Origin of the sequence: Streptomyces mashuensis (assembly GCF_014654785.1) — a bacterium.
GTDB classification, from domain to species: domain Bacteria; phylum Actinomycetota; class Actinomycetes; order Streptomycetales; family Streptomycetaceae; genus Streptomyces; species Streptomyces mashuensis.
Map to the genome: position 1 here is coordinate 87,799 of NZ_BNBD01000003.1, position 25,605 is coordinate 113,403.

The 25,605-nt window shown below is 66.8% G+C and carries 33 protein-coding genes and 2 pseudogenes; 18 read left to right on the forward strand and 17 right to left on the reverse strand.

Going from position 1 to position 25,605, the window contains the following annotated elements:
* Positions 1-48 precede the first annotated feature (48 nt).
* Complete coding sequence (locus IE305_RS09635) at positions 49-1,272, forward strand: MFS transporter (protein WP_190129087.1); 1,224 nt, start codon at positions 49-51, stop codon at positions 1,270-1,272.
* A gap of 91 nt (positions 1,273-1,363) precedes the next feature.
* Here IE305_RS09635 and IE305_RS09640 read toward each other — a convergent pair whose 3' ends face one another.
* Positions 1,364-2,110, reverse strand: a complete 747-nt coding sequence (locus IE305_RS09640; RefSeq protein ID WP_190129088.1) for a hypothetical protein — start codon at positions 2,108-2,110, stop codon at positions 1,364-1,366.
* A 269-nt stretch (positions 2,111-2,379) separates the two neighbouring features.
* On the opposite strand from IE305_RS09640, the pseudogene IE305_RS09645 reads away from it, so the two are divergent.
* Both IE305_RS09645 and IE305_RS09650 read left to right on the forward strand, forming a co-directional pair.
* Positions 2,380-2,535, forward strand: a pseudogene (locus IE305_RS09645) (nitrate reductase); the annotation flags it as partial.
* Positions 2,536-2,607: 72 nt separating this feature from the next.
* Positions 2,608-4,404, forward strand: a complete 1,797-nt coding sequence (locus IE305_RS09650; protein ID WP_190129089.1) for a recombinase family protein — start codon at positions 2,608-2,610, stop codon at positions 4,402-4,404.
* Positions 4,405-4,613: 209 nt separating this feature from the next.
* Here the strand turns inward: IE305_RS09650 and IE305_RS09655 are convergent, their stop codons facing one another.
* The 14 genes and pseudogenes from IE305_RS09655 to IE305_RS09715 all read right to left on the reverse strand — a co-directional run bounded on the left by IE305_RS09655 (position 4,614) and on the right by IE305_RS09715 (position 13,693).
* On the reverse strand, positions 4,614-4,859 hold the full coding sequence (locus IE305_RS09655; protein WP_190129090.1) for a hypothetical protein: 246 nt from the start codon (positions 4,857-4,859) through the stop codon (positions 4,614-4,616).
* A 2-nt stretch (positions 4,860-4,861) separates the two neighbouring features.
* Entirely contained in the window at positions 4,862-5,044 is a 183-nt protein-coding gene (locus IE305_RS09660) for a hypothetical protein (protein ID WP_190129091.1), read from the reverse strand.
* Between the two features lie 15 nt (positions 5,045-5,059).
* Positions 5,060-6,868, reverse strand: a complete 1,809-nt coding sequence (locus IE305_RS09665; RefSeq protein ID WP_190129092.1) for a DNA polymerase — start codon at positions 6,866-6,868, stop codon at positions 5,060-5,062.
* A 99-nt stretch (positions 6,869-6,967) separates the two neighbouring features.
* Positions 6,968-7,492, reverse strand: a complete 525-nt coding sequence (locus IE305_RS09670) for a hypothetical protein (RefSeq protein ID WP_190129093.1) — start codon at positions 7,490-7,492, stop codon at positions 6,968-6,970.
* The gene (locus IE305_RS09675; protein WP_190129094.1) at positions 7,489-8,058 is read right to left on the reverse strand and encodes a hypothetical protein; all 570 of its coding nucleotides are present in this window, start codon (positions 8,056-8,058) and stop codon (positions 7,489-7,491) included. The genes IE305_RS09670 and IE305_RS09675 overlap by 4 nt, the downstream gene beginning before the upstream one ends.
* On the reverse strand, positions 8,048-8,830 hold the full coding sequence (locus tag IE305_RS09680; RefSeq protein WP_190129095.1) for a metallophosphoesterase: 783 nt from the start codon (positions 8,828-8,830) through the stop codon (positions 8,048-8,050). The genes IE305_RS09675 and IE305_RS09680 overlap by 11 nt, the downstream gene beginning before the upstream one ends.
* Entirely contained in the window at positions 8,823-9,413 is a 591-nt protein-coding gene (locus IE305_RS32915) for a DUF3310 domain-containing protein (protein ID WP_229890773.1), read from the reverse strand. The genes IE305_RS09680 and IE305_RS32915 overlap by 8 nt, the downstream gene beginning before the upstream one ends.
* Positions 9,410-10,090, reverse strand: coding sequence for a toprim domain-containing protein (locus tag IE305_RS09690; protein WP_229890774.1), 681 nt, complete (start codon positions 10,088-10,090; stop codon positions 9,410-9,412). The genes IE305_RS32915 and IE305_RS09690 overlap by 4 nt, the downstream gene beginning before the upstream one ends.
* 28 nt (positions 10,091-10,118) lie before the next feature.
* A pseudogene (locus tag IE305_RS33745) lies at positions 10,119-10,427 on the reverse strand (CHC2 zinc finger domain-containing protein); the annotation flags it as partial.
* A gap of 9 nt (positions 10,428-10,436) precedes the next feature.
* A complete protein-coding gene (locus IE305_RS09695) occupies positions 10,437-10,799 on the reverse strand; it encodes a hypothetical protein (protein ID WP_229890775.1) in 363 nt (120 codons plus the stop codon).
* Positions 10,800-10,896: 97 nt separating this feature from the next.
* The gene (locus tag IE305_RS09700; protein WP_190129096.1) at positions 10,897-11,712 is read right to left on the reverse strand and encodes an AAA family ATPase; all 816 of its coding nucleotides are present in this window, start codon (positions 11,710-11,712) and stop codon (positions 10,897-10,899) included.
* Positions 11,712-12,515 (reverse strand): BRO-N domain-containing protein, encoded by an 804-nt coding sequence (locus IE305_RS09705; RefSeq protein ID WP_190129097.1) that lies wholly within the window; start codon positions 12,513-12,515, stop codon positions 11,712-11,714. The genes IE305_RS09700 and IE305_RS09705 overlap by 1 nt, the downstream gene beginning before the upstream one ends.
* 75 nt (positions 12,516-12,590) lie before the next feature.
* Positions 12,591-13,388 carry a RecB family exonuclease gene (locus tag IE305_RS09710; protein ID WP_229890776.1) on the reverse strand — a complete coding sequence of 266 codons (798 nt, stop codon included), beginning with the start codon at positions 13,386-13,388 and terminating at the stop codon, positions 12,591-12,593.
* On the reverse strand, positions 13,385-13,693 hold the full coding sequence (locus tag IE305_RS09715) for a hypothetical protein (protein ID WP_190129098.1): 309 nt from the start codon (positions 13,691-13,693) through the stop codon (positions 13,385-13,387). Before IE305_RS09715 ends, IE305_RS09710 begins: the two co-directional genes overlap by 4 nt.
* A 333-nt stretch (positions 13,694-14,026) precedes the next feature.
* Here IE305_RS09715 and IE305_RS09720 point away from each other — a divergent pair, with 333 nt between their 5' ends.
* Entirely contained in the window at positions 14,027-15,040 is a 1,014-nt protein-coding gene (locus tag IE305_RS09720) for a quinone oxidoreductase family protein (protein ID WP_190129099.1), read from the forward strand.
* A gap of 58 nt (positions 15,041-15,098) precedes the next feature.
* Here IE305_RS09720 and IE305_RS09725 read toward each other — a convergent pair whose 3' ends face one another.
* On the reverse strand, positions 15,099-15,683 hold the full coding sequence (locus IE305_RS09725; protein ID WP_190129100.1) for a hypothetical protein: 585 nt from the start codon (positions 15,681-15,683) through the stop codon (positions 15,099-15,101).
* Positions 15,684-16,147: 464 nt separating this feature from the next.
* On the opposite strand from IE305_RS09725, the gene IE305_RS09730 reads away from it, so the two are divergent.
* The 7 genes from IE305_RS09730 to IE305_RS09760 all read left to right on the forward strand — a co-directional run bounded on the left by IE305_RS09730 (position 16,148) and on the right by IE305_RS09760 (position 21,940).
* On the forward strand, positions 16,148-16,429 hold the full coding sequence (locus IE305_RS09730; protein ID WP_190129101.1) for an HNH endonuclease: 282 nt from the start codon (positions 16,148-16,150) through the stop codon (positions 16,427-16,429).
* 39 nt (positions 16,430-16,468) lie between these two features.
* On the forward strand, positions 16,469-16,642 hold the full coding sequence (locus IE305_RS09735) for a hypothetical protein (protein WP_190129102.1): 174 nt from the start codon (positions 16,469-16,471) through the stop codon (positions 16,640-16,642).
* Positions 16,642-17,079 carry a phage terminase small subunit gene (locus tag IE305_RS09740; protein WP_444546159.1) on the forward strand — a complete coding sequence of 146 codons (438 nt, stop codon included), beginning with the start codon at positions 16,642-16,644 and terminating at the stop codon, positions 17,077-17,079. The genes IE305_RS09735 and IE305_RS09740 overlap by 1 nt, the downstream gene beginning before the upstream one ends.
* Positions 17,080-17,361: 282 nt before the next feature.
* The gene (locus IE305_RS32920) at positions 17,362-18,705 is read left to right on the forward strand and encodes a terminase large subunit domain-containing protein (protein WP_229890777.1); all 1,344 of its coding nucleotides are present in this window, start codon (positions 17,362-17,364) and stop codon (positions 18,703-18,705) included.
* Between the two features lie 29 nt (positions 18,706-18,734).
* Positions 18,735-20,213 (forward strand): phage portal protein, encoded by a 1,479-nt coding sequence (locus tag IE305_RS09750; protein ID WP_229890778.1) that lies wholly within the window; start codon positions 18,735-18,737, stop codon positions 20,211-20,213.
* A gap of 30 nt (positions 20,214-20,243) precedes the next feature.
* Positions 20,244-20,771, forward strand: a complete 528-nt coding sequence (locus IE305_RS09755) for a hypothetical protein (RefSeq protein WP_190129104.1) — start codon at positions 20,244-20,246, stop codon at positions 20,769-20,771.
* Positions 20,772-20,830: 59 nt separating this feature from the next.
* A complete protein-coding gene (locus IE305_RS09760; RefSeq protein WP_190129105.1) occupies positions 20,831-21,940 on the forward strand; it encodes a phage major capsid protein in 1,110 nt (369 codons plus the stop codon).
* Positions 21,941-22,020: 80 nt separating this feature from the next.
* Here the strand turns inward: IE305_RS09760 and IE305_RS09765 are convergent, their stop codons facing one another.
* Positions 22,021-22,182 (reverse strand): hypothetical protein, encoded by a 162-nt coding sequence (locus IE305_RS09765; protein WP_229890779.1) that lies wholly within the window; start codon positions 22,180-22,182, stop codon positions 22,021-22,023.
* A gap of 186 nt (positions 22,183-22,368) precedes the next feature.
* Between IE305_RS09765 and IE305_RS09770 the strand changes: the two genes are divergently transcribed.
* The 7 genes from IE305_RS09770 to IE305_RS09800 all read left to right on the forward strand — a co-directional run bounded on the left by IE305_RS09770 (position 22,369) and on the right by IE305_RS09800 (position 25,602).
* Positions 22,369-22,809, forward strand: coding sequence for a head-tail connector protein (locus tag IE305_RS09770; protein ID WP_229890780.1), 441 nt, complete (start codon positions 22,369-22,371; stop codon positions 22,807-22,809).
* Positions 22,806-23,138, forward strand: a complete 333-nt coding sequence (locus IE305_RS09775; protein WP_190129107.1) for a hypothetical protein — start codon at positions 22,806-22,808, stop codon at positions 23,136-23,138. Before IE305_RS09770 ends, IE305_RS09775 begins: the two co-directional genes overlap by 4 nt.
* Complete coding sequence (locus tag IE305_RS09780) at positions 23,138-23,494, forward strand: hypothetical protein (protein ID WP_190129108.1); 357 nt, start codon at positions 23,138-23,140, stop codon at positions 23,492-23,494. The genes IE305_RS09775 and IE305_RS09780 overlap by 1 nt, the downstream gene beginning before the upstream one ends.
* The gene (locus tag IE305_RS09785; protein ID WP_190129109.1) at positions 23,491-23,874 is read left to right on the forward strand and encodes a hypothetical protein; all 384 of its coding nucleotides are present in this window, start codon (positions 23,491-23,493) and stop codon (positions 23,872-23,874) included. Before IE305_RS09780 ends, IE305_RS09785 begins: the two co-directional genes overlap by 4 nt.
* 49 nt (positions 23,875-23,923) lie before the next feature.
* Entirely contained in the window at positions 23,924-24,838 is a 915-nt protein-coding gene (locus tag IE305_RS09790; RefSeq protein ID WP_444546160.1) for a phage tail tube protein, read from the forward strand.
* Positions 24,839-24,916: 78 nt separating this feature from the next.
* Positions 24,917-25,198 carry a hypothetical protein gene (locus tag IE305_RS09795; RefSeq protein WP_190129111.1) on the forward strand — a complete coding sequence of 94 codons (282 nt, stop codon included), beginning with the start codon at positions 24,917-24,919 and terminating at the stop codon, positions 25,196-25,198.
* A 14-nt stretch (positions 25,199-25,212) separates the two neighbouring features.
* A complete protein-coding gene (locus tag IE305_RS09800) occupies positions 25,213-25,602 on the forward strand; it encodes a hypothetical protein (RefSeq protein WP_190129112.1) in 390 nt (129 codons plus the stop codon).
* Positions 25,603-25,605 lie beyond the last annotated feature (3 nt).

The window sequence follows — 25,605 nt, forward strand, 5'->3', positions numbered from 1 at the left end:
GGGTCCCCCGCACGGGCCCGTAGGGGCCGATGCCGAGGAGGGGGCAGCATGGGCACCAGCAGGGAGCAGGCCGGCCGCGGCGACCCGTCGCCGCGCCGGGCACGCGCCGCCGTCGCCGCGGTCTTCACCGTCCACGGCGCCGTCACCGGCGGCTTCGCCACCCGCATCCCCTGGCTCCAGGAACACCTCGGCATCGGCTCCGGCACGCTCGGCCTGGCCCTCGCCTTCCCCGCGGCGGGGGCCGCGCTCGCCATGCCGCTCGCCGGGCGTGTGACGCGGCGGCTGGGCTCGCGGGCCGCCCTGCGCCTGCTGCTCGTGCTGTGGTGCGCGTCCCTGGCGCTGCCCCCGCTCGCCCCCGGGCCCGGCACGCTGTGCGTGGCGCTCGCGGTGTACGGGGCCACGTCGGGGATGGCCGACGTGGCCATGAACGCGCTGGGCGTGCGGACCGAGGAGCTGCTGGGCCGCCCGGTCATGTCGGGGCTGCACGGCATGTGGAGCGTGGGGGCGCTGGCGGGTTCGGCGGCCGGTACGGTCGCGGCGCACGCCGGCACGGACGCCCGCGTCCACCTGGGGGCGGCCGCCGGGGTGCTGGCGCTGCTGGGCGCGGTGGCGTGCCGGTACGTGTGGGACGCGCCGGCGCCCGAGGAGGCGCACCGGGAGCGCCCGGGCCGGCGCGGCGGGTGGGCGGTGCCGCGGTCGGCGCTGGTGATCGGCGCGGTCGGCTTCTGCGCGGTGTTCGCGGAGGGGGCGAGCCTGGACTGGTCGGCGGTCTACCTGCGCGACGTGGTGGGCTCGGCCCCGGGCGTGGCGGCCGGCTGCACGACGGCGTTCGCGTGCACGATGGCGGTCGCCCGGCTGGCCGGTGACGCGGCCGTGCGCCGGTTCGGCACGGTACGCACCGTACGGGCCGGGGGCGTGCTGGCGACGGCGGGCGGGGCGCTGGTGGTGCGGGCCGGTTCGCCGGTGCCGGTGCTGGTGGGCTTCGGCCTGCTGGGGCTGGGCATCGCGGTGGTGGTGCCGCTGGCCTTCGCGGCGGCGGGGCGCAGTGGCCCCGACCCCAGCCGGTCGATCGCGGCGGTGGCCACGATCACGTACACCTCCGGCCTGGTGGCACCGACGGTGATCGGCCAGGTCGCGGACGCCACGTCGCTGGTGGTGTCGTTCGGGCTGGTGACGGCCTGTGCGGCGGGCCTGGTGGCGGGCGCGGGCGTGCTGCGGGCGCCGGAGCGCCGGGCCGCCGGGGTGCCGGCGGATCCGGCCGTCCGGCGCTGAAGGGGCGCGGGAACGCCGCCGCGGGCCGTGGTCCGGCCCGGAGGGGGCGGCCACGGCCCGCGGTGGAGGGGAACCGTCAGGCGCGCGGTGTTCAGATCACGATGGCCCAGCCGTGGTGGCCGCCGTGGCCACCCCGGTTGCAGTCGTCGTGGCCCCGGCCACCGTGCCGGTCCCACTTGCTGTCGCAGTCGTCCCACTTGCGGTGGTGGCCGCCGCCCCAGCTGTCGCAGTCGTTGTGACCGCCCCAGCCGCCGTGGTGCCACTTGCCGATAAAGATGCCGCCCCAGTTCCAGCCGCCCCAGCCGCCCCAGTTGCCCCAACCGCCGCCGTGGCCGCCGTGACGGCCGCGGTCGCAGTCGTCGTGGTGGCGGCCGCGGTCGCGGTCGCAGTCGTCGTGGTGACGGCGGCCGTGGCCGCGGTCGCGGTCGCAGTCGTCGCGGTGGCGACGGCCGTGGTCGCGGTCACGGTCGCGGCCGTGGTCCCGGCCGCGGTCGCAGTCCCGGTCCCGGTCGCGGCCGTGCTCGCGGCCGTGGTCCCGGTCGCGGTCGCGGTCCCGGCCGTGCTCACGGCCGTGGTCGCGGTCCCGGTCGCGGCCGTGGTCGCGGCCGTGCTCGCGACCGTGGTCGCGGTCCCGGTCGCGGCCGTGGTCCCGGCCGTGCTCACGACCGTGGTCGCGGCGGTGGTCGCGGTCGCGGTCGCCGTCGTGGTCGTCGTCCCAGCTCACGGTCTGGTTGCCGGACGCGATCTGCGGCGCGGCCGAGGCCACCCCAGCAGCCGGAACAATGGTGGCGGCGGCGATGATCGCGGCGGCCGCGGTGCGGCCGACGTGGTTGCGCATGGTGTCTCCTGAATTGCAGGAATTCGGACACCAGAGACATACCTCGCATGAACTGATAAACATCTGAGGTCCGCGGCCATACAGCCCTACGAGGCGTTTATTGCGCCGATCGCAGCAACTCGCGGCGACAGGACGAACTCCTTCCGGTGACGCCCGCGCGGCGCGGACCACTTTCCCGGGCGGCTTAGCATGGTCCGGATCATCACGGCCGGACAAAACCGGCCAAGATCGGCATCGAGCGAACGAACACAGGAACAAAGGGGAGATTCATGGGCCTCGGCGTGCGCTGGACCCTGCACGGTGACGGGCGCACCCCGGCGCCCGGGGCCGTGGTCCGTCCCGACGAACGGCTGTCGTGGCCGCGCACCGTGGGCCTGGGCGCCCAGCACGTGGTGGCCATGTTCGGCGCGTCGTTCGTCGCTCCGGGAGTACATCACTGACTTCTGTCCCTGGGGTAGAGGACTTTCGTCCCGGAGCTATGGGTGCAATGGACACCTATGTTCGAGGACGTGCACATCATGGCCCCTGCTCCCGCTCCCCTACGCCTGCGCCCCGCGCAGGACGAGAGCATCCCCGAGACTTTTAGGCGCAAGAAGCGCGGCATCATCTACGTCCGCGTCTCCACCGCCAGGCCCGACATGATCAGCCCTGAGCTCCAGGTCGATGCTGGACTCAAGCTTGCGGCCGCAAACGATGTCGAGCTGGTCATGGATCCGATCATGGACCTCGGCGAATCCGGCCGCGGCTTCGAAGATCGCGAGATCGGCCGGATCAAGGAGATGGCCAAGAACAAAGAGTTCGACGTGCTGATCCTATGGATCTGGTCGCGCTTCGGCCGGAACCTCAAGGAGTCCCTTCAGCACCTGGACGACCTGCTGGCGTACGGCATCGAGGTCAGGGCCGCGCACGAGGACTTCGACGGTAAGACGACGATCGGTCGTTTTGCTATCGCCCAGATGCTCAACATCGCCGAGCTGGAGTCCAACCAGAAGTCGGACATGTGGAAGGCGGCGATCGAGCGTCGGAAGATCCGGGGCCTTCCGCACGGCTCAGCGGCACGGGGCAAGTTTGGGTATTACCGCTGCGACACCTGCCCTCCGCCGGAGCGAGGCAAAGAGGTCGACAAGTGCCCGAAGTGCAAGGAAGGGGTTCTCAAGCTCGACCCCGTGACGGCGCCGATCTTGGCCAAGCTCTACCTGGACTACGTGGCCGGCGTCTCCGTGCGCAGCATGGTTTTGTGGTTGCGCAAGAAGAAGATCGTCAACTGGACCGGCCGTGAGATCGACGCGGGAGACCTCTACTCGATCTTGGATACCGGCTTCGGACTCGGCTACGTTCGGTACTCGCTGCCCGAAGAGATGTTCGTGGTGATCACCCGCGAGGACGGGTCCACCAGGACCAAGCGGAAGAGCGCACACCGCGACGTCACCGCGTACTTGTACTACCGGGGCAAGCATCAGGCCGTCTTCGAGGACGAAGTCGAGTGTGAGCGCATTTGGGATGCGTACGTCGAAAGGCGCCTCAAGGGCAAGAGCAGCGACGACAAGGGTCACCAGCACGCGGCGAAGTACCAGGTCTCCGGCATGCTCACCTGCTCGGGATGCGGATTCTCCATGCACTCGATGCTGCGGGCGAAGAAGGTGCAGAGGCCATGGGTGGACGGGAAGCCGGACCCTCGCGACGTGCTCTTTCGGTGCACGCGTCAGATGAAGTTCAGGGACTGCCCTGGCGGAGGTGTGTACGTCACCCTCGAAACGGCGGAGCAGTCGGCCTTGGCGTTCCTCAACCGGCAGGCCGCCGGTGACCCGGCGGGGGCTGAGAGTCTGCCTGTGCGAATGGCCGAGATTCAAGCCAAGGGCAACACCGACGTCTCATACGAGTTGAAGCGGCTGGACGAGATCAAGGCTGCCCTGGCGGCGATTCGCCAGAAGGAGGACAAGCTCACGGACTCCGTGCTGGACGAGCTGATCAGCAAGGAGGCCGCTCGGCGGAGGCGCGCGGAGTACGAAACGCAGAAGAGCGCCCTCCGTGAGGAGAGCGCCCTTCTGGAGAAGAAGATCAAGGAGAGGCCGAAGATCATCGCCAGGCCGGAGGCGGCGGCAGTCGCCTCAGCGATGGAGGTGTACGCGGTAGCCGAGCCAGCGGATCAGCGGCTGGTCCTGCGGGCTTTGATTCGTGAGATACGGGTCCACCGTGGTCGGAACCCGGAGACGAAGTGCACGGTGTGGCCGCTGTGGGTGGCGCCGCCATCGAAGCCGGCACTGGAGGCAAAGGATCTTGAGACGGCCGCCTAGTCGTCGGCGAGCTGGTCTGCGTACTTGATCGTCAGTTCTGCGATGGTTTGCCAGAAGTCGTCCAGGCAGTCTTCCTGGGTTCGGACGACGGTGCTGCGGTCCATTCGGGGCTTCCTTGTGGGGCCCTCTCCGTCCGGGGAGGGCCCCTTCGTCCTGTGTGGCGGGTGGTGCCCGGCTCCTCATCGGTCGGCTCAGGCCGGGGGATTAATTCATTCGGGGAGGTCTTCCCCTTCGTCGGCGACGTCGGACGCCATCGCCATCTCCGCGGCCCAAAAGTCGCCGGCCATCTTCTGCGCGAGGCGGTGCGGCACTCCGTGGCCCTGGGCCTCCTGGTAGACGACGCCCGTCAGGCGTGCCGTCAGTACGGCGAGCACGCCGCGCTGTTCGAGGTGATCGCGCTGGAGGTCGTAGGCGAGGCCGTCGACGATCTGCTGGAAGGGGTCCTGCTCGGTCATGGTCAGCCCTCGTTTCCGGGTCGTACGGGCTCGACGACGTCCAGGAACTCACCGAGCATGATGCGGTGGATGGGGCCGCGGGTTTCATGCCGCAGGCAGGTCTCGACAGCAGCGATGACGGCTTCGAGTTCGTCGGAGTCGAGAGTGATCTGGACGAGGTCGTCGCCCAGGTAGGTCGCGTACAAGCTGTTCCTTGTTCGTTAGTGCTTGGTGTCGCCGTTGTAGAGGTCGCCCCAGGACCTGCCGGCGATCTCAGCTTCGGCGGGGATGAGGAGCCCCTTGTAGGTGAACTCCATGAGCCGGGCCGTCTCGTAAGCCAGTTCCTCGGCTCGGTCTTCGGGGAACGCGAAGAGGATTTCGTCGTGGATAGGGAGCTTGACCCACTTCGAGTAGCCGTGCCGGTCGAGCTCGATCATGGCGCGCGCTGTGATGTCTCGACAGGACGACTGGATCCGGTAGTTCAAGGCCGAGTACGGTCTCGCTCGGTCGACGGGGAGCCTCCGGCCAGTCGCCGTCCATATGTAGCCGTGCCGGCGAGCATGGCGTTGCAGCTGTTCGGAGAACCGCTTGACCGCCGGGTAGGTCTCCTCGAAGCCGTGGATGACTTCCCGGGCCTTGGCGACGGTGATGCCGCAGGTCTCGGCGATGTTCTTGGGACCGCTGCCGTAGACGTAGGCGAAGTTCACCGTCTTGCCAATGCCACGGGGCACCCCGGAGGCGTCCGCCGTTATCTGGTGCAGGTCGAGGTCGTCCTGGAACGCCTTGAGCATGGTCTCGTCGCCGCTGTCGGCGGCGAGAAACCGCAGCTCCATGTTGCTGTAGTCGGTCGAAACGATCACGAAGCCCTCTTCCGCCTCGAAGGCCCCGCGCACGTACCCCGAGCCCTTGGGGAAGGTCTGGGCGGGGATGCTGCCGCTGATGCTCATGCGCGCAGTCCGGGCGCCGACGGTGTTCACGCTGGCGTGCACCTTGCCGTCGGGACCGATGCCGGCCAGCGCTCGGTCGAACCACGTCGCCCGCCACTTTGCGGACTTCTTGGCCTCCTTTACCGCGTGGGCCAGGGGGTGATCGATGGCGGTGAGGACGGCGTCGTCCATCGCGATGTTGCCCTTGGCGGTCTTCTTCGTCAGCCGCACACCGAGGTTGGTGAACGCCTCGACGAGCTGACGGTTGGAGCCCACGTTCTCGACCCCGTACGTCCGCGCCGTCGCCTCGGCGTCGCGCTGGGCCTCGGTCAGCTCGGCGGCCCGGTTCTCGACATAGGCCCGGTTGACCGGCAGGCCGTTACGCTCGTACTTGGCGGCGATGTGTGCCGTGCGGTGCTCCCACGAGATCAGCCCCTTCCGCCGTGACCGCTCCGGCACCTTCGGCATGAGGACCTTGAAGAGCCGGGCGGCCAAGACGGGATCCATGCCGGCGTAGAGGTTGAAACCGTGGTGCTTGAGCGGCACCGCCCGCCACACCTCGTCCTTCTTGACCTTCAGCTCACGGGCGATGACGTTCATCGAGGACTTGACCTCGTCGGCGACCCTGGGGCACAGGTAGTGCCGCGTGAGCTCTACGAGTTTGTGCCCAGGTCCCCCGTCGGCGACCGTCCGTGGATCGGCCAGGTGGGCGATCAACTTCGTGTCCCAGGAGCGCGGAGCCAGCTCCTCCATGGCGATGCCGAGACACTGCTCGACCACGTGGAGGTCGAAGGACGCGTTGTGGGCGACAAGGCGCTCGGCCGTCCGGAGCGCCCACCGAGCCGCTTCGGCGAAGTGCCCCTCAGGCCCGTCACTTTCGACCGGTAGGACGTAGGATTCGTGCTCGGTTCCGAACTGCGCGAGGCGCAGGTGGAACGCGCCGGCACTCGCCTGCCACCAGTCGAGCCCGGTGGTCTCGGTGTCCCAGGCGATGAGCGCTCGGTGGTCCTTGATGAACCGCCGGAAGGCCGGGAGGTCTTCCGGTGTCTCCACGACGTGGATGCGCACCGGTTCGTGCTTGATCTTGTAGTCGATGAGCCGCAAGGCTTGTTCCCTTTGTTCTTACTCGGCCCTGCGGGCGGGGAGGGGGCGGCGGTCCCACCCCCTCCGCGGGTTACCGGTCAAGTTTGAGGGCTGAAAAAATCAGCCTTTGACCTCAAAGAGCCCGGACTTCTTGTTGAGCCAGCTCGGCTCGCACTTGTCCGATTCATCGCGGGAGTTGCAGAAGTACGCCTGCCACGTGCCCTTGGCTACATGGGTGCGGCCGTGCGGGCAGTCGGTTACGCCCTGGTGCTCGGCGTCGCTCTTGGGCTGCACCTTGCCGCCCTCGAAGCGCTTCGGGGTCGGCTTGGCCGCGGAGCCCTTGAACTGCTGGCGGGTGTACTCGGCCGCGTTCGTCGCGAGGTCGATGACGCCGTGCTGCCGGAGCGCGTGCATCAACTCGACGGCGCGGCGAGCGGTTTCGTCGGCGGTGCCGCCGTAGATGGTCGGCGTGATCCACTCGCCATCGAAGGAGGCGCTGGCCTTGAAGGTGAGGCCGATCTTGTAGGGGTTCATCGCGGTGGGGATCACGCGCGTCTCCTCGGATGCGTTGACTGCCGGGGTCTTCGTCGGAGGCTCGGCCGTCGGCTCGTCCCAGGGGCTGACGTCGGCGAAGGGGTCGTTCATTCGGTGTTCTTTCGCGTGCGGATGTGGCGGTTCATGGCTTGTGTGAGGGCGTCGACGGCTCTGTTGGCGGCCTTGCGTTCGGCCTCGTCCCTGGGGGGCAGGCCGTAGACGTAGACCCTCATGGCGAGGTCCTGGTACCGCAGGGACAGCTTCTTGAGGCCGGCCGTCGCGTCGATGCGGGCGCTGACGAGGTTGTCGGAGACCTTGCACCGGAGGAGGTCGTCCCGCTTGCCCAACATGCCCGCCAGCTCGTCGTCGGTGTAGAGGAACGAGCGGAGCGCGGCGCGGGCCTCGTCGGGGGTGTAGAAGTAGGTGTCGTCCATCAGGTCGTAGTGGGCGCGCTCTCGCGAGGCGTACCTCACCCCGGCCGTCCAGAAGATCTTGCGGAGCAGGGCTTCGTCGCCGTAGGCCGACTCGATGTGCCTGCGCTCTTCGAGGGCGTGGACGAGGATTTCCTGCTTGACGTCGTCGGCTTCGACGACGCACCACTTCTCGGCGATCTGGTGGGCGACCCGGCCGGCGAGGTCGGCGAGGTAGCCCCAGTCCAGTTCGACGTCAGGCTGCATCGGCGCCCCCCGGAAGGTACTGGTACCCGCCGTAGGTGAACTGGTTCTGCTCGTCCAGGTAGACGACCTCGGGCTTGAAGTGGTCTCCGGAGAAGTGCAGGACGCCAAATGCCTTCTGCCAGTTGCCGGGCGCGCCCTTGAGGTAATCGGCGCAGTCCTCCCGCATGACGTTGCCGACTTCGACGCCCCAGACGGTTCTGGGGCTGCCGATTCCGGTGGTCCACGGGATGGCTGCCGCGCGGTGAGTGTGGCCCATGACGACGGACTTGCCCCAGCGCTTCGCGGCTCCGAGGGCCGTGGCGCCGGCGTCCTGGCGAAGGCCGATGCGTCCGAGGTGGCCGTGGGTGGTGATCACGTCGGGGCCGACCTCGTAGAAGTCGGGGAGCCGCCGCACCTCGTGCTCGGCGAAGCGGAGCAGGTTCTCCATGCGGAAGTGGTCGGAGGCACCGAGACCGGGGGCACGGGACTCCAGATACTTCCGCGGTCGGAGGTCGTGGTTGCCCTCGTGGAATCCGAAGGGGCCGTCGAAGACGTCGCGGACCGGGACGATGAAGTTCCTGCGGAGGTCGTCTGCCTCCTGCTCGACGCTGCCCTCGTACTCGGCCCGGCTGCCGGCGGACCAGCGGCTGGGGGCCTCGAAGTCGCAGGCGTCTCCGATCTGGATGACCTCGTCGGGCTCGACGTCGGCGATGAACGCCACGATGGCGTCGAGGGCCTGCTGGTCGTGCTTGGGCGCCTGGATGTCGGGCACCACCACCACGGTTCTATCCATTGCGCTGCTCCTCCAGGGCGATCTTGTGGTCCAGGTACCAGCGGGCCTTCTTGAGGTCCTGGAGGCTGGGGGTGTCCGGCTTGAGGCCGTAGCGCCAGAGGTACTTGACGACGTTGCCGAGCAGGAAGTCGAGGTGCTGGGTCACCTGGATGCACTCGATGCCGGAGGGGTGCGAGGTGTAGTGGTCGGGGCGGTTGACGTGGTCGGTCGGAGGTGTGGTGACGGCTGCCTGCATGAGGGCTTGGTCCTTCGGGGGGGCGGGGACGTGGGGCAGGCCGGCTGTCTCGCGCAGCAGGCGTTCGCCCGGAGAACGGCGGGAGGTCGGGGCGCCGACCGCGGCTTCGACGGCCGCCGGGGGGCGGTCGGCGGGCGGGCGTTCGATCAGCTCCAGCTCGCCTCCGGCGAAGCAGAGCTGCGCGCCTCCGTCGTCGAGTTCGACGTCGTACGGGTAGGGCTGGCTTTCGGGGGCGTAGGTCGCGACGACCTGACCGGTCCGGTTCTTGCTCAGCTCGGCTATCGGGTTGGGCGGGTCGGTCGCCTCGGGGGGTAGAACGCGGACCCGGTCGCCTACCTCAAAGATCAAACGCCGACCCTTTCTCGGAATGCTGCTGTGCCGCGCTGGTTGATGAACTTGTTGACGTCGAGGCCGTCGGGCATCGCGCAGGGGATGCCGTTCTCCAGGATTTCGGACATCTTGTCGGCGAAGTTACGGCCGGCCTCGTCGCCGTCGCCGAGCACGAAGGTCTTGTCGAATCCCTTGAAGGCGGGGGTGAAGTGTTCCTTCCAGGCGCTCACCCCGGGCACTCCGGCTGCCGGGAGTCCGGCCAGTTCACTGGACATGGCATCCAACTCTCCCTCCGTAAGGCCGACATGTGGGCTGGGGTTGATGAGGGCGGCCGTGTTGAACAGCCGGGGCGGGTCTCCGGGAAGGCCCAGGTACTTGCCGTGCCCCTCGTGCACTTCCTTCTCGCGCCACTGGCCGTCGGGCTCCTTGGTGCACGCGTCGGTGATGCAGCGGAAGCGGATCGTTGCCACGCTGTGGATCCCGCCGGCCGGGCGGAGGTAGGGAATCGCCAGGCGGCCGGCATAGCGCTCATGGCCGGTGGCTGCCGAAGCGACGTAGCCCAGCTTGAAGCGGCTGGCCACCTCCCCCAAACCGCGGTGGTCGACGTACTCCTGGGCGGGGCTGCCGGGGAACGCTTCCGCGTACCGCTTCGCCGCCTCGACCAAATCGCTCTGACGCGAGGTCGATTGACTCACGAAAGCTCAGTCCTTCTTCTCGCTGTATGACGTCCCACGAGTCCTCGGTGAGGGCACAGGCAAAGCAGTGCCACTTTCCCTTGGCCGTGTTGACGGCGGCGCTCGGGTTGGTTTCCGTGTGGATCGGGCAGAGGATCTTCTGCCAGCCTTCGGCGGCCCTGAGCGTGATGTGCGGGTAGTAGTGCTGGAAGACGTCAGCTATCGCGGGCTTCGCGCGCATCCTCGCCGGCCTTGCGGACTGTGACGGGGAATTCGTAGCGGCGGTGGGAGGAGACCCAGCTTTGGTGGTTCCCGCGCCACTCGCGGGACCGGAGGACAGTCGCCTTGACGTGGCCATTGTTCTCGATCACTTGCTGTTCTTCCGTATGTCTCGTTCGACCTGGAGTTGGCGCTTCAGGTCGTAGTTCTCTTTCAGGAGCTTGACGAGTCGCCAAGCAGGAAGGACTGAGTAGGCGTACTTGGCTTGCTTCATACGGGCCTTGATGACGACGGCGCCGTTTTCGGCATTGGGGTGCGCCTTGATCTCGCGCTCCAGCTCCTTCATGAAGCCGGCGAGGTCGAAGCGCTGAACGTTCTTCAGCTCCCACACCCATGCGACCGGGCCCATGCGGATGTCGCCCCGGTCGTTGACGCCGTAGACGGAGCCGTGTCGCTCGATGTGCGCGGCGACTTCCGGGAATTCGGCGAACTCGACGAGCAGTTCGTCCACGAACTCTCGCTCGAAGCGGTAGCCCTTTGCTTTATTCTTTGACCCTGCGCTTTTGATAATACCCACCCTTGAGTTACCGGTCAAGTTTGAGATAAGACTAAAAGGCGTGATCGACATCACGGAGGCGGATGTTCGACTGGTTGAATTCGAGGGCTGCGTACGTTTCCCCCGAGCTGTCCTCTCGCCCCTCCCGGTTCTTGACCACGCTGACGTTGAGCGTCCTCCCGGACATGCCGTCAACCTCCTTGTGCATGGTCAAGATGAGCGAAGGAACTCGGCTGATCTTTCCTCGCAGTCCGCTCTGCGGAATGGGCTTGAGGCCGTCTGAATATTCGCCGACAACGTGATGCATCGCCATCACGTGGGCGTGGGTCTCACGCGCCATCTCTGCCAGGTAATCGCAGAGACCTTCCAGGCCGAACGTGTAGGACTCCGCGCTGTCCGCCGCGCCGGCATCGACGTTGCTCAGGTTGTCGAGGACCACGAGGTGCGGGTAAATCCCGAAGACCTCGCGAAAACACTCGAGCAGCAGCTCCAGCGTGGCGGGGGTGGGTCGGGCCTCGAAGTTGAAGCGGATCCACCAACGCTGGGCCAGCGCCGGGGCGTACTCCGCGAAGTCCCCCTCGTGCAGCTTGCGCTTGATGACCTTGCTGTCGTCGCCCGTGATGATGGCCGTCGCTCTGCTGAGCTGCGTCGCGGCCGTGGAGTCCGCGGAGAAGTACAGGCAGGGGACGTTCGACTGGACCGCGAAGTTGACGGCCAGGACGGACTTGCCAGTGCCTCCGGCCGCGGCCACCACGGAGAGCTCGCCCCTGCGGAGCTCAGCCTCCAGGCGGGTCAGGCCCTTGAAAGGGTTCGGCAGCGGCTCGCCGGCGGCGCCCCGGACCCGCACCGATTGAGAGAGGGAGTACATCAGGCGGCGAACCCCAGGTCGCGTAGGGCCGCGAGGACGACGTCCCGCGGACCGAAGAGGAAGCCGAGCTGGCCCTCCTCCACGACGACGGTCGGTTCGAGGGTCCGAACCGCGCCGTCCTCAGCGGGCTGCCCATCCCTGCGGATCTTCGCGGGGCTCCAGGTGCCGCAGGTGGTCTGGGTTCGCCCCGCCGCGGTTCCGATGACGTCCGGGCACCGGTACCAGACGTAGAGGTCGCCGTTCTCGTCCCGTCGGCTCTTCGACTGGCGGCGCACCATCTCTCCGTGCTGGCACCGGATCGAGGCGTCCGCGAACTGCTGGAGGGTGACGCCCTTGGTGCTCTTCAGCTCGGCGATGACCTCCAGCCCGGTGGGCCCCACGGCTTCGGCGAACGTCTCCTTCATCCGCTCCTGGTGGAACGAAAGGTCGGCGTCACCGCGCCGGATTGCGGGCAGCAGCCCGCTGGTGATCCATCGCCGGAACGGTTCGGCCTGCGGTTTGTCGCTGCGGAGGATGAGCTCGTACAGGCCGGCCTCGGTCAGGAAGGTGAGGCCCTGCTTGGGGTTCCGGCCGAAGAAGCCCTTCGGGATAGTGGGGGTCTGGCCCCCACTAACGGCGTCGTCGCAGGTCAGAACGATGGTGTTGTCCGGGTGCAGTCGCCGGTAGGCGTCCTGGTGGTACTGGATGCCGAGCACCCGGCAGCAGTCGGGTCCGGCGAAGAGGACTTCGTCGTCCATGATCAGGCAGCGGATGGGCTGCCCGCCCTCGGGGAACGTCGTTACGGTGAGCTGAATGCCGTTCACTGCGATCCGATCTAAGTTACCGGTCAAGCACGAGTCGAAAAAATAGACCCTCGAAGGGCCCTGGCTTTGCGATTTCTATTTTAGGTTACCGGACAAGTTTGACTTAAAAAAACAGGCGTGGGATACGTCACAGAATCGGCACTGGAATCCGGGCTGCGGCGGGAAGTCGCCTGCCTTCACGCCGGCATCCATCGCGACGAATCGCTCAGCGACCTGCTCCTCGGTGATGGCGTCCATTTTGAGCGGACGGCTGAGGCCGCCGTTCTTCGCCAGGTACCAGTCGGCCTTGTTGACCTCGACGTCGTACGCCTTGCGCAGGGCAACGGTGTACACCTCCAGCTGGAACCGGGACTTCGTGGTACCGGTCTTCCAGTCGCGCGGCCGGAGCGCGCCGTCCGGGTCCTGGACGACTTGGTCGATGTATCCGCGGACGTTCACTCCGCCGAGCTCGACCAGGAAGTACAGCTCGAGCGCCGGCTTGTCCTCGGGGGTCTTCCACGTTTCGGTGGGATGCGCCTCGGCCCAGTCGACGTAGGCGCGCACTTGATCTTGGCCCAGGCGGTACCGCCTCTCGATGTCGGCGCCCCCGGGCAGGCCGGCGGCCAGCCACCTGTCGGTGTCCGGCTCCCGTTCCAGGCCCGCGTTGACCAGCGCGCTGTACCGGTCGCTGAAGAGCTGCACGGCCTGGTCGGCCGGCATAGTGCGCTCCGACAGCTCATACGCCTCTACCGCAGCGTGGAAGGCAGTGCCGTGGTGCGACCATGCTGCGGGCCGCGGGGGCACTCGCTCGACCCGCTGTAGGTAGTACCTCCAGCCGCACTGCTCGTACTGCTGCGCCTGCGAGACGCTGCGGGGCTGAGTTTCGATGCTCAAGCTGCTCCATCCATTGTGCGGACAATCAACCGGTGGGTGTGCCACGTGCTTCCTGGCAGAGCGGGGTGGGGGCACGACACGTACTCGAAGGTTATGGCGTTCTCAGTGAGTGAAAGGTCCCGCTCCTGCTCGAAGACCGCGAGTTCTTCCATGTCGTCCTCGTCGGCAAGGTCTGAGGTGAAGACGCGGTAGCACGCGGTCTCGTCGAACCGGGCCTCCGTGATCAGGATGCCGGTGGTCAAAAGGACGAGACGGTACTCAAGGAACGGCAGGTCTGCGAACGAGATCAAGTTGTCGTCCAGCACGACTCGGCGGCGCTGCACGACGGATGCTTGCGGCATCGGCTGTCCCCCCTTGGACGAGGGAGGCGAAAATGATCAACCTCCCAATTTCGGGTTACCGGTCAACCGCGATCTTACACACGGCCGCGCACCCCCGACCAAGGGGTGCCGCTTCCGGCCGACTCCCCATAATGGCTGCGCCGGCGGTCGAAGATCATTTAGAGTTGATCATGCATGCATGACGCAACTGATCAAGAATCGGAGGCCGCTTTACCCGTCCATGAAGATCCTTTTAACCTCCCGGGGAAACCCGGATAAGCTTCGCATCAGGTAACACAAGAGCATGTGGAGTTGTCGATGCGAGCCATCGTGGTGGAGAGGCCGGGCGATCTTGGGGCGCTCCGGTTGGCAGACGTCCCAGAGCCCACTCCGGTGCTAGGCCACGAGCTCGTGACGGTGACGCGGGCCGGCGTGAACTTCGCGGACATCTCCATGCGGGAGAACGGGCACCTGCTGCCCGTGGAATACCCCTTCATCCCTGGTTGCGAGCTCGTGGGCATCGCGCCGGACGGCCGCCGGGTCGTCGCCTTGGTGAGCAGCGGCGCGTACGCGGAGAAGGCCCTCGTCCCCTCGAACCTCACCTGGGACGTACCGGACTACATCACGGACGATCAGGCGTGCGCCCTAGCGTTGTGGGGCCAGTCGGCCTGGCACATGTTGTTCACCAGGCTCCAGGTGAAGCTCGGCGAGACGATCCTGATCCCGGCCGCGGCAGGGGGGCTCGGCTCCCTGGCGCTTCAGCTTGCCCTCGGCGGCGGGCGGAAGGTGATCGCGCTGGAGAACGGCGAGCACCGCAAGCGGATCGTCCGGGACCTCGGTGCGCACGCCGTTGTGGACACCTCCACCACCGACGACCTGACCGAGCGCATCCTCGACGCCGCCGGCGGGCCGGTTGACGCGGCCATGGCTGTCGCGGGGAGCCCGACCCTCATGCCCACGCTGGAAGCGCTGGCGCCGCTGGGCAGGATGACCGTTTTCGGCTGCGGCGCACGCAAGGAGGAGCCGAGGCTGCTCAACGCGCTGGTCAGCGGCTCGCGGACGGTCAGCGGCTTCTGGCTCCCGAACCTATTCTCCGACCCCAAGCACCCGTACCCCCTGATGGCGTCGATGGAGCAGCTGTTCCGGGACACGAAGGACGGGCGCATCAAGCCCATCATCGGCGTGGTTCACAGCCTGGAGAGCGCCGTGTGGGCCCATATGGCAGTGGAGGAAGGCCGCACCTGCCGCACCGCAGGCAAGATCATGCTCGACCCCACCGAGGGTGTTCAGCACGCCACCAGGCCCGCCGACCAACCGTTCGTCGGCTGGTAACCCCCCGAGCAACGGAGAGAGCCGTCACCCTGCTGGGGTGGCGGCTCTCTGCATGAATTTATTCTCCCTGCGCTTCGACCTCGGCGACGGCCTCTTTCACCGCGGCCTTCTCGTCTTTCCCCTCGGCGACCTTGGCGATGGCCAGTTCGAGCGCCAGTTGCTCCTTCTTCTCCTCCACCGGGCTCTTGATCGTTATCAAGCGGAGGTCTTCCTCGCCGGTTGGCAGCTCCTTGCCCGCCGGCCACCGGAAGAACAGCCCACCGTCGCGTTCCGTTCGCTCGACCCACTTGAAGCCGTCGGGCGACGCCGGGTCGTAGTCGAGGACTTCGCCAGGGAAGCGGCGGGCGATGCCCGCGGCCCACTTCCTCTGCTGCTGAGTGAGCGTGGTGTCCATCATCCGGCGGCGCATGAGAGCTTTGACCCGCTTGGACTCGTATTTCCTGTGATGCGCCCCATCCGCCATCTCCCAGGGGATGAGGGAAGCGACCTTTGCCGCCGGGGTCTCGGTCATGTAACCGGACATCGCGATGGACACGGCCTGCTTGGAGACGCCGTAGATCCTGGCGATCTGCACCTGGTCCAGCTTCTCCTTGTAGTAGAGGTCGAGCAAAACCTCTACCGACGGCAGGATCTCGAAAGGCACGGGTCCTCCGGGTGGACAGTCTCCGGTCGCCCCGGGCTGCTGTGAGATCTGCAACGCTAGCGGCGGGGCGGGGTACCGGTCAACTTTGAGATCACGCGCACAACAACCTTGAGGTGTCAGGCACACGCCACCTGTGACCTACATCTCACTTCCGGATCTCGGCGTCCGAAACGCTTCTCCGGACACCGACATTAATAGTGAGACCGAGTGAAACGAGGTCGAACGCTGAAACAGGTAATTCAGCACTGAAGTAGAAGATCATTGAATGCTTCTCCCTGTTGATCTCCTGTTTGATCGAGCAAGTCTCTCCAGTCAGAGATCCAGAGAGAACGGAGCCCCGGAGCCAGATACGCAACCTCCGGGGCTCCAGGGTTCACCGGCACGGTGCATCCCCAATTCGCGCCACGGAGGTGCACCCCATACCCAGAGCCAAACAGATCTGTCTGGTGGCCGGCTGCATCTCCGTGGCTCAGCACACCGGCCGCTGCGCAAGCCACAGGCGTCCCCACAACTGGAACACCTGCGTCTCGGCACGCAACAGGAACCGTCCCGGCGACGCCGCCTCCCGGCGGTCCCGCGCTCTGGCCCGCGACCGCTTCACCTGCCAGGGCTGCGGGAGTCGGCAGCAGCTGGAGGTGGACCACATCCTGCCCGTCGCCCGTGGCGGCACCTGGGCCCTGGAGAACCTTCGCACCCTGTGCCGGCCCTGCCACCGAACGAAGACCTACGAGGACCGCACCGGTTGAGCCGGTGCATTCATTAATTCATTCAGCTGGAGACTCGTCATGTCCGCCGACTGCGACGGCCTGTGCCGCCCCTGCACCTGCCCCTTCCCGCCGACCACACCGCGCCAGCCCCTGCGGGCGGCACAGACCCGGCGGTGGCACCGCGAGGCGCAGTCCGAGCTGGACGACCTGGCGGAGTTCCACGACATCAACCCCAAGGCGGTGAAGCTGTAGTGGTAGCTCGCCGCGGACCGGCTCCGAAGCCGAACGCGATCCGCAGGAACACCTCACACGCGCTGGGCACGCACCCGTTGACCGCAGCTCCCGCTGAAGGTCGCGAGTTGCCGAAGTCGCTCGGCATCCAGACCGCCGGCGCCCGCCGCTTCTGGAAGACCTGGTCCTCGTCGCCACAGACCCAGCACTGGGCCGAAACCGACTGGGCCGAACTCGAGATCGCGGTGAAGCTGGCGGACGCCTTCTTCCTCGGCGACACCCGAGTCGCCGGCGAGCTCCGCCAGCGCGTCGGCCGGTGGGGCGCGACGGTCGAGGACAGGGCCCGCCTTCGCATGAGCCTCGACCAGCAGGCACGCGAAGAGCACGAAGACGTACAGCAAGCCCCGCGGGGCGTCACGAGCATCGACCGGTACCGGCAGGCGTTCACCGCCTCGTAGGTCAGTGAGGGGGGCGTGTGCCGCAGACCGGCAACATCCCCCAGCGGATGCCCGAACGGACCCTTGCTTGGGAGATCCTGGGATGGGCCGAGCGCTACATCGTCCAGCCGGACGGCGAACGTGCCGGTTCTCCCTGGCGGTTCAGCGACGAGCAGATACGATTCCTCGCCCACTGGTTCGCGGTTGACGAGAACGGGAGGTGGGTCTACTCCTCGGGGTGCCTGCGGCGCTCCAAGGGGTGGTTAGTGGGGTAAAAGCCCGCTTCTGGCGGCTTTGTGCATCGTGGAGTTCATCGGCCCCTGCCGCTTCTCCCACTGGGCCGCCGAGGGCGAGGCGTGCGCCTCCTGCGGCGGCGTTCCGCACACCGGGCCGGAGCTCCACCCGATCGGCAAGCCGGTCCCTCTGCCGCTGGTGAACCTGGCCGCCACGAGCATCGACCAGACGGCGAACGTCTACGACGCGATCCGCGGCATGCTCGCAGAGAGCCCGGCCGAGAAGGAGTTCGCGCTCGACATCGGCAAGACCCTCGTCCAGTTCAAGAGCGGCCGACCCGGTTCTATCCGCCCGGTCACCGCCAGCTCCCGCGGCCTGGAGGGCGCCCGGCAGACGTTCGTATGCCTGGACGAATCGCACCATCTTGTCGAGTCGAACCAAGGCATACACGTATACGACGTGTTGGACAGAAATGTCCGCAAGACGGCAGGCGCCGGCAGCAGGTTGCTGGAGTCGACGAACGCGTACTCGCCGAGCGAGGGCAGCGTCGCCCAACGGACCCACGAGGCGCACCTCGCCGGGTCGAAGGGCCTGCTGTACGACTGCCTCGAAGCACCCCCGGGGATCGACCTCAAGGACGCCGATGCCCTGCGGGCCGGCCTGGTCGAGGCGTACGGCGACTCGTCGTGGGTCGACATCGACGGCCTGGTGGAGGCCATCCAGGACCCCCGGACCTCCGAGGCGAACGCCAGGCGGTTCTACCTGGACGAGATCTTCTCCTCCGACGGCTCATGGATGGACAAGTCCGTCTGGGACGCGTGCGTCGACCACTCCGACCCCATCAAGCCGGGCGACAAGATCAGCATCGGTTTCGACGGAAGCCTCTTCAACGATTCGTCAGGTGTTGTCGGCTGCCGACTCCGGGACGGCCGGCTCTTCGTCATCGACGTCTGGGAGAAGCCCGAGAAGGCCCCTCCGGACTGGGAGATTGACGTCCTCGCGGTCGAGGCCGCCATCCACCGCGCATTCGCGACCTACGACGTCGCTTGGGCGTACTGCGACCCCCCGTTCTTCCAGGAAGCCATCGGTAGGTGGGCCTTGACGTTCGGCGACGACCGTGTCTTCGAATATTGGACCAACCGGCCGACCCGGATGTGCGAGGCCATCGAAAGGTTCCACTCGGCCGCGGCGGTCGGCGATTTGAGCCACGACGGAGACCCGCGTCTTACCCGGCACGTCCTGAACGCGGTGACGAGAGAGGTTCCCCAGGGAACTCTCATCCAGAAAGACAGTCCGAGATCACGACGCAAAATCGACCTTGCGGTGTGCGCCATCCTGGCATTTGAGGGACGGGCAGACGCCATTGCTGACGGTCGACTGCACAGCCATCGCAGGCGAGTTGTTGGGTTCTGAGTAAGGCCCCATGCGCAGAAAGGGGCCTTATGACTGCCACCACGGGTGGCGCCGTCAACGTCGACGGACGACCACAGACTCCGCAGCAGTGGATGGACTTCCTCTACTCCAAGCTCCAGTCACGGGTGGGCCTCTTCAAGAAGTACGGTGCCTATTACGATGGCGATCACCAGAGGATGCTCTTCGCACAGGCGAAGTACAAGAATGCGTTCGCCGGCGTCTTCGAGCAGTGGAACGACAATTTTTGCGGCCTGATCGCGGACAGCGTCAACGAGCGCCTAGCCATCGACGGATTCCGCATGACGGACGAACCGGTTGCTGACAAAGCAGCCCGCGAAATCTGGCAGCGGAACTTCCTGGACGCCGAATCGAGTTCGGCTCACCTGGACGCGATGATCCAGGGCACGGCTTACGCGGTGGTCTGGGCCGACGAGGACGGCGAGCCGGTCATCAGTATCGAGTCGGCCGAGACGACCGTCGTGCAGTACAAGCCCGGCAGCCGCCGGGAGCTCGAAGCCGGCGCGAAGTTCTTCTACGACGACTGGGGCCGCGCGCACTGTACGTTGTGGCTCCCGGACGGCGTTCACAAGGGCAACCCGGAGGGCCTGACCTTCACGGTCACCGAGTCGGAGCCCAACCCGCTCCAGGTCGTGCCCGTGGTACCGATCACCAACCGCAGCCGCTTGGTCGGCGAGCCGGTGTCGGACCTGGCGACCGTCATCCCCCTGGCTGACGCGATCAATAAGGTGACCGCGGACGCTCTGGTGGCGTCTGAGTATGCGGCCTGGCCTCAGCGTTGGGTCAGCGGTCTTGAGATCGTCGAGGACGCCAACGGCACCCCTGTCGAGCCCTTTCAGGTCGCTGTCGACAAACTGCTGCAAGCAGAGGACCCGAACACCAAGTGGGGTCAGTTCGAGGCTGCCGACCTCTCGAATTACGTCGACTTGATCAACATGCTCGTCCAGCACATGGCGAGTATCAGTAGAATTCCTTTCCATTACTTCCTGCTCAACGGCGGCCAGGCACCGAGCGGCGAGGCTATCACTTCAGCCGAGGCCGGCCTGATATCCAAAACCCGCGAGAGAATGCTTCACTTCGGCGAGTCGTGGGAGAAGGTGATGCGGCTGGCGTTCCTCGTCAAACATGACAAGGCACGGGCCGAAGCCTGGGACGCCGAAGTCATGTGGCGCGACCCGGAACACCGTACAGAAGCACAGCATATTGACGCCCTCCTCAAGCTCAAGATGCTCGACGTCCCCAAAAAGCAGCTCTGGGCCGACGCCGGTTATACGCCCCAGCAGATCGAGCGGTTCGATGCGATGCTGGAGGAGGAAGCCAAGACCGACATGGAGCGTGTGGACAAATACCAGACCCAGACGGAGAAGGCCGCGCTCCATACCCCCGCCGGCAAGCCCGGAGAGGCCGAGAAGGCCGCCAAGGCGGCACCGCAGGGCAATGCCGGAAACGCCGCCCGCAAGAGCAAGTCCGCATACGCGAAGGCGGCTTAGCCTGTTCGACGACTCCGGAGGAACAATCCCATGACTGACACCCCCCACCCTGCCGACTCCACCGCGAGCCAGCCGACCGGCGCGGCTGATGTCGCTTCGCTGGAGGCGGAGCTCGGCACGCTGCGGTCGCGGTACCAGGCGCTTTCCGCGGAGCTGGACACAGTCCGGCAGACCAGTGCGGCGGACGCGGAGGCGGCGGTCACCGCGGCCCGCCAGGAAGGCCGGACAGCGGCGATGGCGGAGATCAACCACCAGCTCGTACACGCCGAGCTCCGGGCGCACGCCGCGGCGGTCGGCGTCGAGCTGCCCGCCCAGGACTTCCTCCGGCTAGACGCCTTCGTCGGGGAGGACGGCGCACCGGATACGGCCCGCATCGGTGACTTCGTCTCTTCGCTCCCCGCCGCGCGGACGCCGGCCTTCGCCCAGGGCCTGGGTCTGGGCCGCCAGGGCGGCTCGGCTGCCGACCAACTGACTCGGGAAGACCTGTCCCGCATGTCGCCTCGCGAGATCAACGAGGCCCGAGCGGCGGGCAAGTTGAACGCCCTTCTTTACGCGTAGCCCCGACCCCTTTTTTGCTTTGACCGACCGCCCACGGGCGGCCTTTTGCACGGAGATTTATGGCTTTTGAGACACAGGCCGGGAACAACCCTGGAGCGGGCAAGCTCCAGACGACCGCGGGGCACTTCATCCCCGAAGTCTGGACGGCGCAGCTCCTCCAGGACCTCGAAGAGTCCCTGATCCTCGGCTCGGCCGAGATCACGAATCGCAGCTTCGAGGGGGAGTTCCGGCGCGAGGGCGACGTTGTCCGTATCCCCCACTTCGTGGACGTCGTCCAGGACAAGGGCATGGTCCGGGCGTACGGGGAGATCGGCGACCGGGATCACGCCGCTCTTGAGTACATCAAGATGACCGTCGGCAAGGGATCGTCGTTCCACATCGAGATCGACAAGCTCCACCAGCTCCAAACCAAGGGCGGCGTGGAACTGATGTCCGAGCTGGTCCGCCAGCGCGGCCGGCAGGCCGCCGTCGTCATCGACCGCGTGCTTGCCCAGACCATCACCGCGGCCATTGACGGCAAGGACCTCAACGGCGTCGAGCTGAAGACCGACGGCACCCCCGTCGAGGGCCAGGCCCCGGGCCAGCTACACGGCAAGATCGACACGATCAGCTACAACGACCTCGGTGCCCGCGAGGCGGAGTACATCGGCCCGTACGACTACGTCGTCCGGATGCTGGAGAACCTGGACCTCAAGGGAGCCCCCGGCGCGCGGTTCCTCTTCATCTCGCCGCGCCTGCGGTCGCTGCTGCTGCGCGACCCCAAGTTCATCGACGCCTCGCACTTCGGCGGCGGCGCGGTCATGCCGTCCGGCGTCATCGGCAGCATCCTCGGCATCCCCGTGCGCGTGTCCAACACCCTGGGCAAGGAGCGGCCGGCCGACAACAAGCTCGTCAAGGGCCGCCGTCACGACGCCTTCGGCAGCATCGACATGTTCATGGGCAGCACCGCGGCGACCAGCCTGGTGGTCCCCTTCGCGGAGATGGCCGCCTACCAGCCGGAGCGGTCCTTCACCGCCGCGATCAAGTCCCGCATCATCTACGACGCCAAGATCATTAGGCCCGAGCAGCTGCTGGTGGCTACGGGCGTCGAGAAGGCAGTGGCCGACCACAACACGAAGGCCGACCAGAAGCGGCGCCTCACACAGGCTGACTTCGCCCCGGCCGCGTAACTGTTGCCCGTCACTCCCCTCTGCATCATGGTGCGGCTCGGCCGGGATTTCACTCCCGGCCGAACCACCGCATCGGTCACCTAGCTGTTGCGGCTGATGTAGGCGACGGCGGTCATGCCCGCCGTGAAGGTCGCCACCAAGGCCCCGCCACCGACACCCACGGCGGGCACCGGCTGCATCCCGAGCGCCACCATGAAGATGCCGGCCAAGAGGCCGAGGATGACGGACGTCTGGAAGACCATGATGACTGCGTAGACGCGGTGGTTACTGCCGCATCCCGGCTGCGTAGAACTCAAGGTAGCTCCAATTCAGACGGCAGGTCGCCAGTCGACCTGTTAGTTCCACCTCTGAGCGAGGCGGGTGAAGTGTTTTCACCGCAGAACTGCCTTTCTGAATCGGGTTTTTGACGCAGGCGAATACCAGGACTGGTGGGCTTCCAGGATCTGGTGGAGTCTGGCGCTCGCCTGCACCGAACACGATACCGGATTGAGCGAACGAGACAGCTAGACACAGGAGTTGCCGCCATACCCACCACGGTCGAAGACGTAGCCGTACGACTCGGACGCCCCATCGACGCCGAGGAACGAGCAAGAGTCGAGGCGTTCATCGATGACGCCTCCGCCTTGGTCCAGGACTACTGCGGCGGCCGGTACGACGAAGACGCCCCGGGCATCCGCGCCGTCATCTGCTCGGAGGTGATCCGGTGGCTGGCGATGCAGCCGGGCGTCCTGAGCGAACGGACCGGCGACGTAGAGGTGACGTACGGGGCGGCGGCGTCCGCCCAGGCCCTGTCGCCGGCCTCCCGGGCCGCGCTGAAGCGGTACCGCCCGAAGCTCGGCTCGATCTCTCTGACGAGGTGGGGCCCGTGATGCTTCCCGACCACGTCGAGGTGCACCGCGCCCCACTGGTGGAATCCGCCTACACGCGCAAGCGGGACTGGGCCCTGCCGCCCGAGCGGACACGGCACTGGTCGGGGCGGGCCTCCGTCCAGCCGGACCGTTCCTTCGAGGTTCGCAGCCCGGCCCGCGAGACGGCGCAGCGGCGGCTGCGCGTCTACCTGCCCGCCGGGGCAACGGTGGAGTCGGCGGATCGGCTCCTGATCGGGGGGCGCTGGTACGAGGTGGACGGTGCCCCGATGGTGTGGGGTACCGGCGGCCTGCGACACGTCAGGGTCAACGCCTGGGAGGTGGAGCACTGATGGGAGCTCGAGCACGGGTGGAACTCAACACCACGTGGGAGCGGGAACTGCTCCGCTCCCACGGTGTGCGCAACGCGGTGACACTCCACACCGAGACGGTCAAGACCGTGGCTCAGGGCCTGGCGCCGCGCGGCAGCAGGACGAAGAACAACTGGAACGCGATCCGGAACAACCTCGCGGCGGTCGTCGCCCTAGACGCCACCGGGTGGCGCGGCAACGTCGTGGTCGAGGAGGACCGCCGGGTGTTCCACGCGCTGTGGCACGACCTTGACGGCGGCTGGAAGGACCGCAAGGGCGGCCGGCACCGCGGCAACCGCTTCCTGAAGCGCGCCCTGGAACGAGCGAGGGACGAGTGAGACAGGACCCTGTCGGGCTGTTGGTCCGGTACCTGCGGACGGTGCCGGAGTTCCGCGAGCACGTGTCCGGCGACCTGGTCGGCCGGGAACCTGGGCAGGTCACGATCTACTTCGAGCACAGCGGGGGCTTCCGGCGCGTCCGCGACCGGGCCGACCGCTCGGACATCGAGTACGCGGTGTTCCACCCCGATCGTGGCGAGGCCGCGGCCCTCGCGTTCGCGCTGCGGGAGCACCTGCTGGAGCGCGCGCCTGGTGCGGTCGTTGCCGGCGTGCAGTTCCTCGACGTCGCGGAGGTCAGCGCTCCCCGGTACGAGCCGGACTCCGTATCCCGCGAGCACGTCTACAGCGGCGAGATAGCCGCCTTCTACATACAAATCTGATCACCCCCCAGACGGGGGCTTTTTTATTGCCTGAACCAGGAGGCACCTCATAGCCGTTGACACTCGCGGTAACGACTCGGGCCGCATTCGTTTCGCCCCTGAGGGCGCAGTCTATTTCGCACCGATCCCGAAGACGGGTCCGAAGCCGAACCCTCCGACGTCATGCGGCGTCAAGGGCGTAGCCCCTGATGGGTATACCCCCCTCGGGTACGTGGATGAGGGCGGCGTGACCATCACGCCGGAGATTTCCAGCGACCCTGTGAAGGTTTGGCAGGCAGCCGTCCCGGTCCTTTACAACGTAAAGGAGGCCAGTTTCAAGGTGAAGGCAACTTTCCTTGAAACGAACCTTGCGACCACCGAGCTCTTTTATGGCGCGAAGTGGGAAAAGGCCACCGAGAAGGACCCCTCCGGCGTATGGAAGGAAATCCCGGGCACGTGGCGCCTGAACCTGTCCTCCACGCCCAACCTCGAGGAAATCTCCCTCGTCGTGGACTGGGGCCAGGCTGGCGTGCAGAACAGAGCCGTCATCGAACGCGCCATGGTGGCCGATCGCGGGGCCATCCAGCTCCAGCGCCAGGAGAGCGGGAAGTTCGAGTTGACGATCGACGCGCTGGACGCTTCCGGCCGGCTCGGTTACGTGCTGACCACCGACGACCTCAAGGACGGCAGCACGCCCCCGTCGAAGGTGGCCGCGGCGGACCTCGAAGCGGACACGGTCGCCCCCGGCGCGATCACCTACGTGAGCATGTCCGGCTTCAAGCCTGGCACCGCCATCACCGTTACCACCGGCACGGACAAGATCACGGCGGCGACCGGCCAGACCGACCAGCGCGGCGACGCGCGGATCCCGCTCACCGTCGCGAGCGACTGCCCGGCCGGCTCGTACGAGATCAAGGCCGGCGACGGCACCACCGAGGCTGCCGCCGGAACCCTCGTGATCGACGTCAAACCCAAGACGGTCTAGCCCGTCGACGCCCCTGCCGGGGAGGGCTCTCATCCCCGGCCCCCACTTACTTTCCCCCTGCTGTCCCCTGGAGTTGCGATGACTGCTGCCACCCCTGCCACTGAGCCGGCCGCTAAGAAGGAAGCGGAGAACCGGCCGACCTCATTCGAGCACCACGGCCTGACGTTTACCGTGCCGGCGCCGCGCAAGCTGCCCGTCGCCCTCCTGGAAGCCCAGGACGAGCTCGAAGCGATTCGACTCATTCTCGGTGTCACGCAGTGGAAGACCTACACGGCCCACGAGGACAGCACCCTTGAGGACTTCCCCGTCTTCGCCGACAAGGTCGCCCAGGCGGCCGGTCAGGCCGACTCGGGAAACTAATCCAGACCGTCCGGGTGATCCAGCAGTACCCGGACGAACTCGAAGCCGACTTGCTTGAGCATTTCGGCATTGACCTGCTCGGCCTCTGGCGGGGGCAGCTGTCTCTCCGCCGGATCAGCGTGCTGATCAAGGCACTGATGGGCAAGGCCGGACGGTCCGCACTTCTGGCCGCATTCGACGAGTCGGCCACGTGGTCCGTACAGGAACACCTCTCCGCACGCATATCCGACTCCCTGGAACTGGCGAACTTCTTCTTCCTCAAGGCCCACTCCTCCGAGAGCCAGGGCCTGACGCCGCCCGATCCGATCCGCCGGCCCGGCCAGCCCGAGCCCGCGAAACGCGAATCCAACTTCGCATCGGGTGAGGAACTTTCCGCCTTTCTGGCGGGCATGAGTAACCTTTAGGAG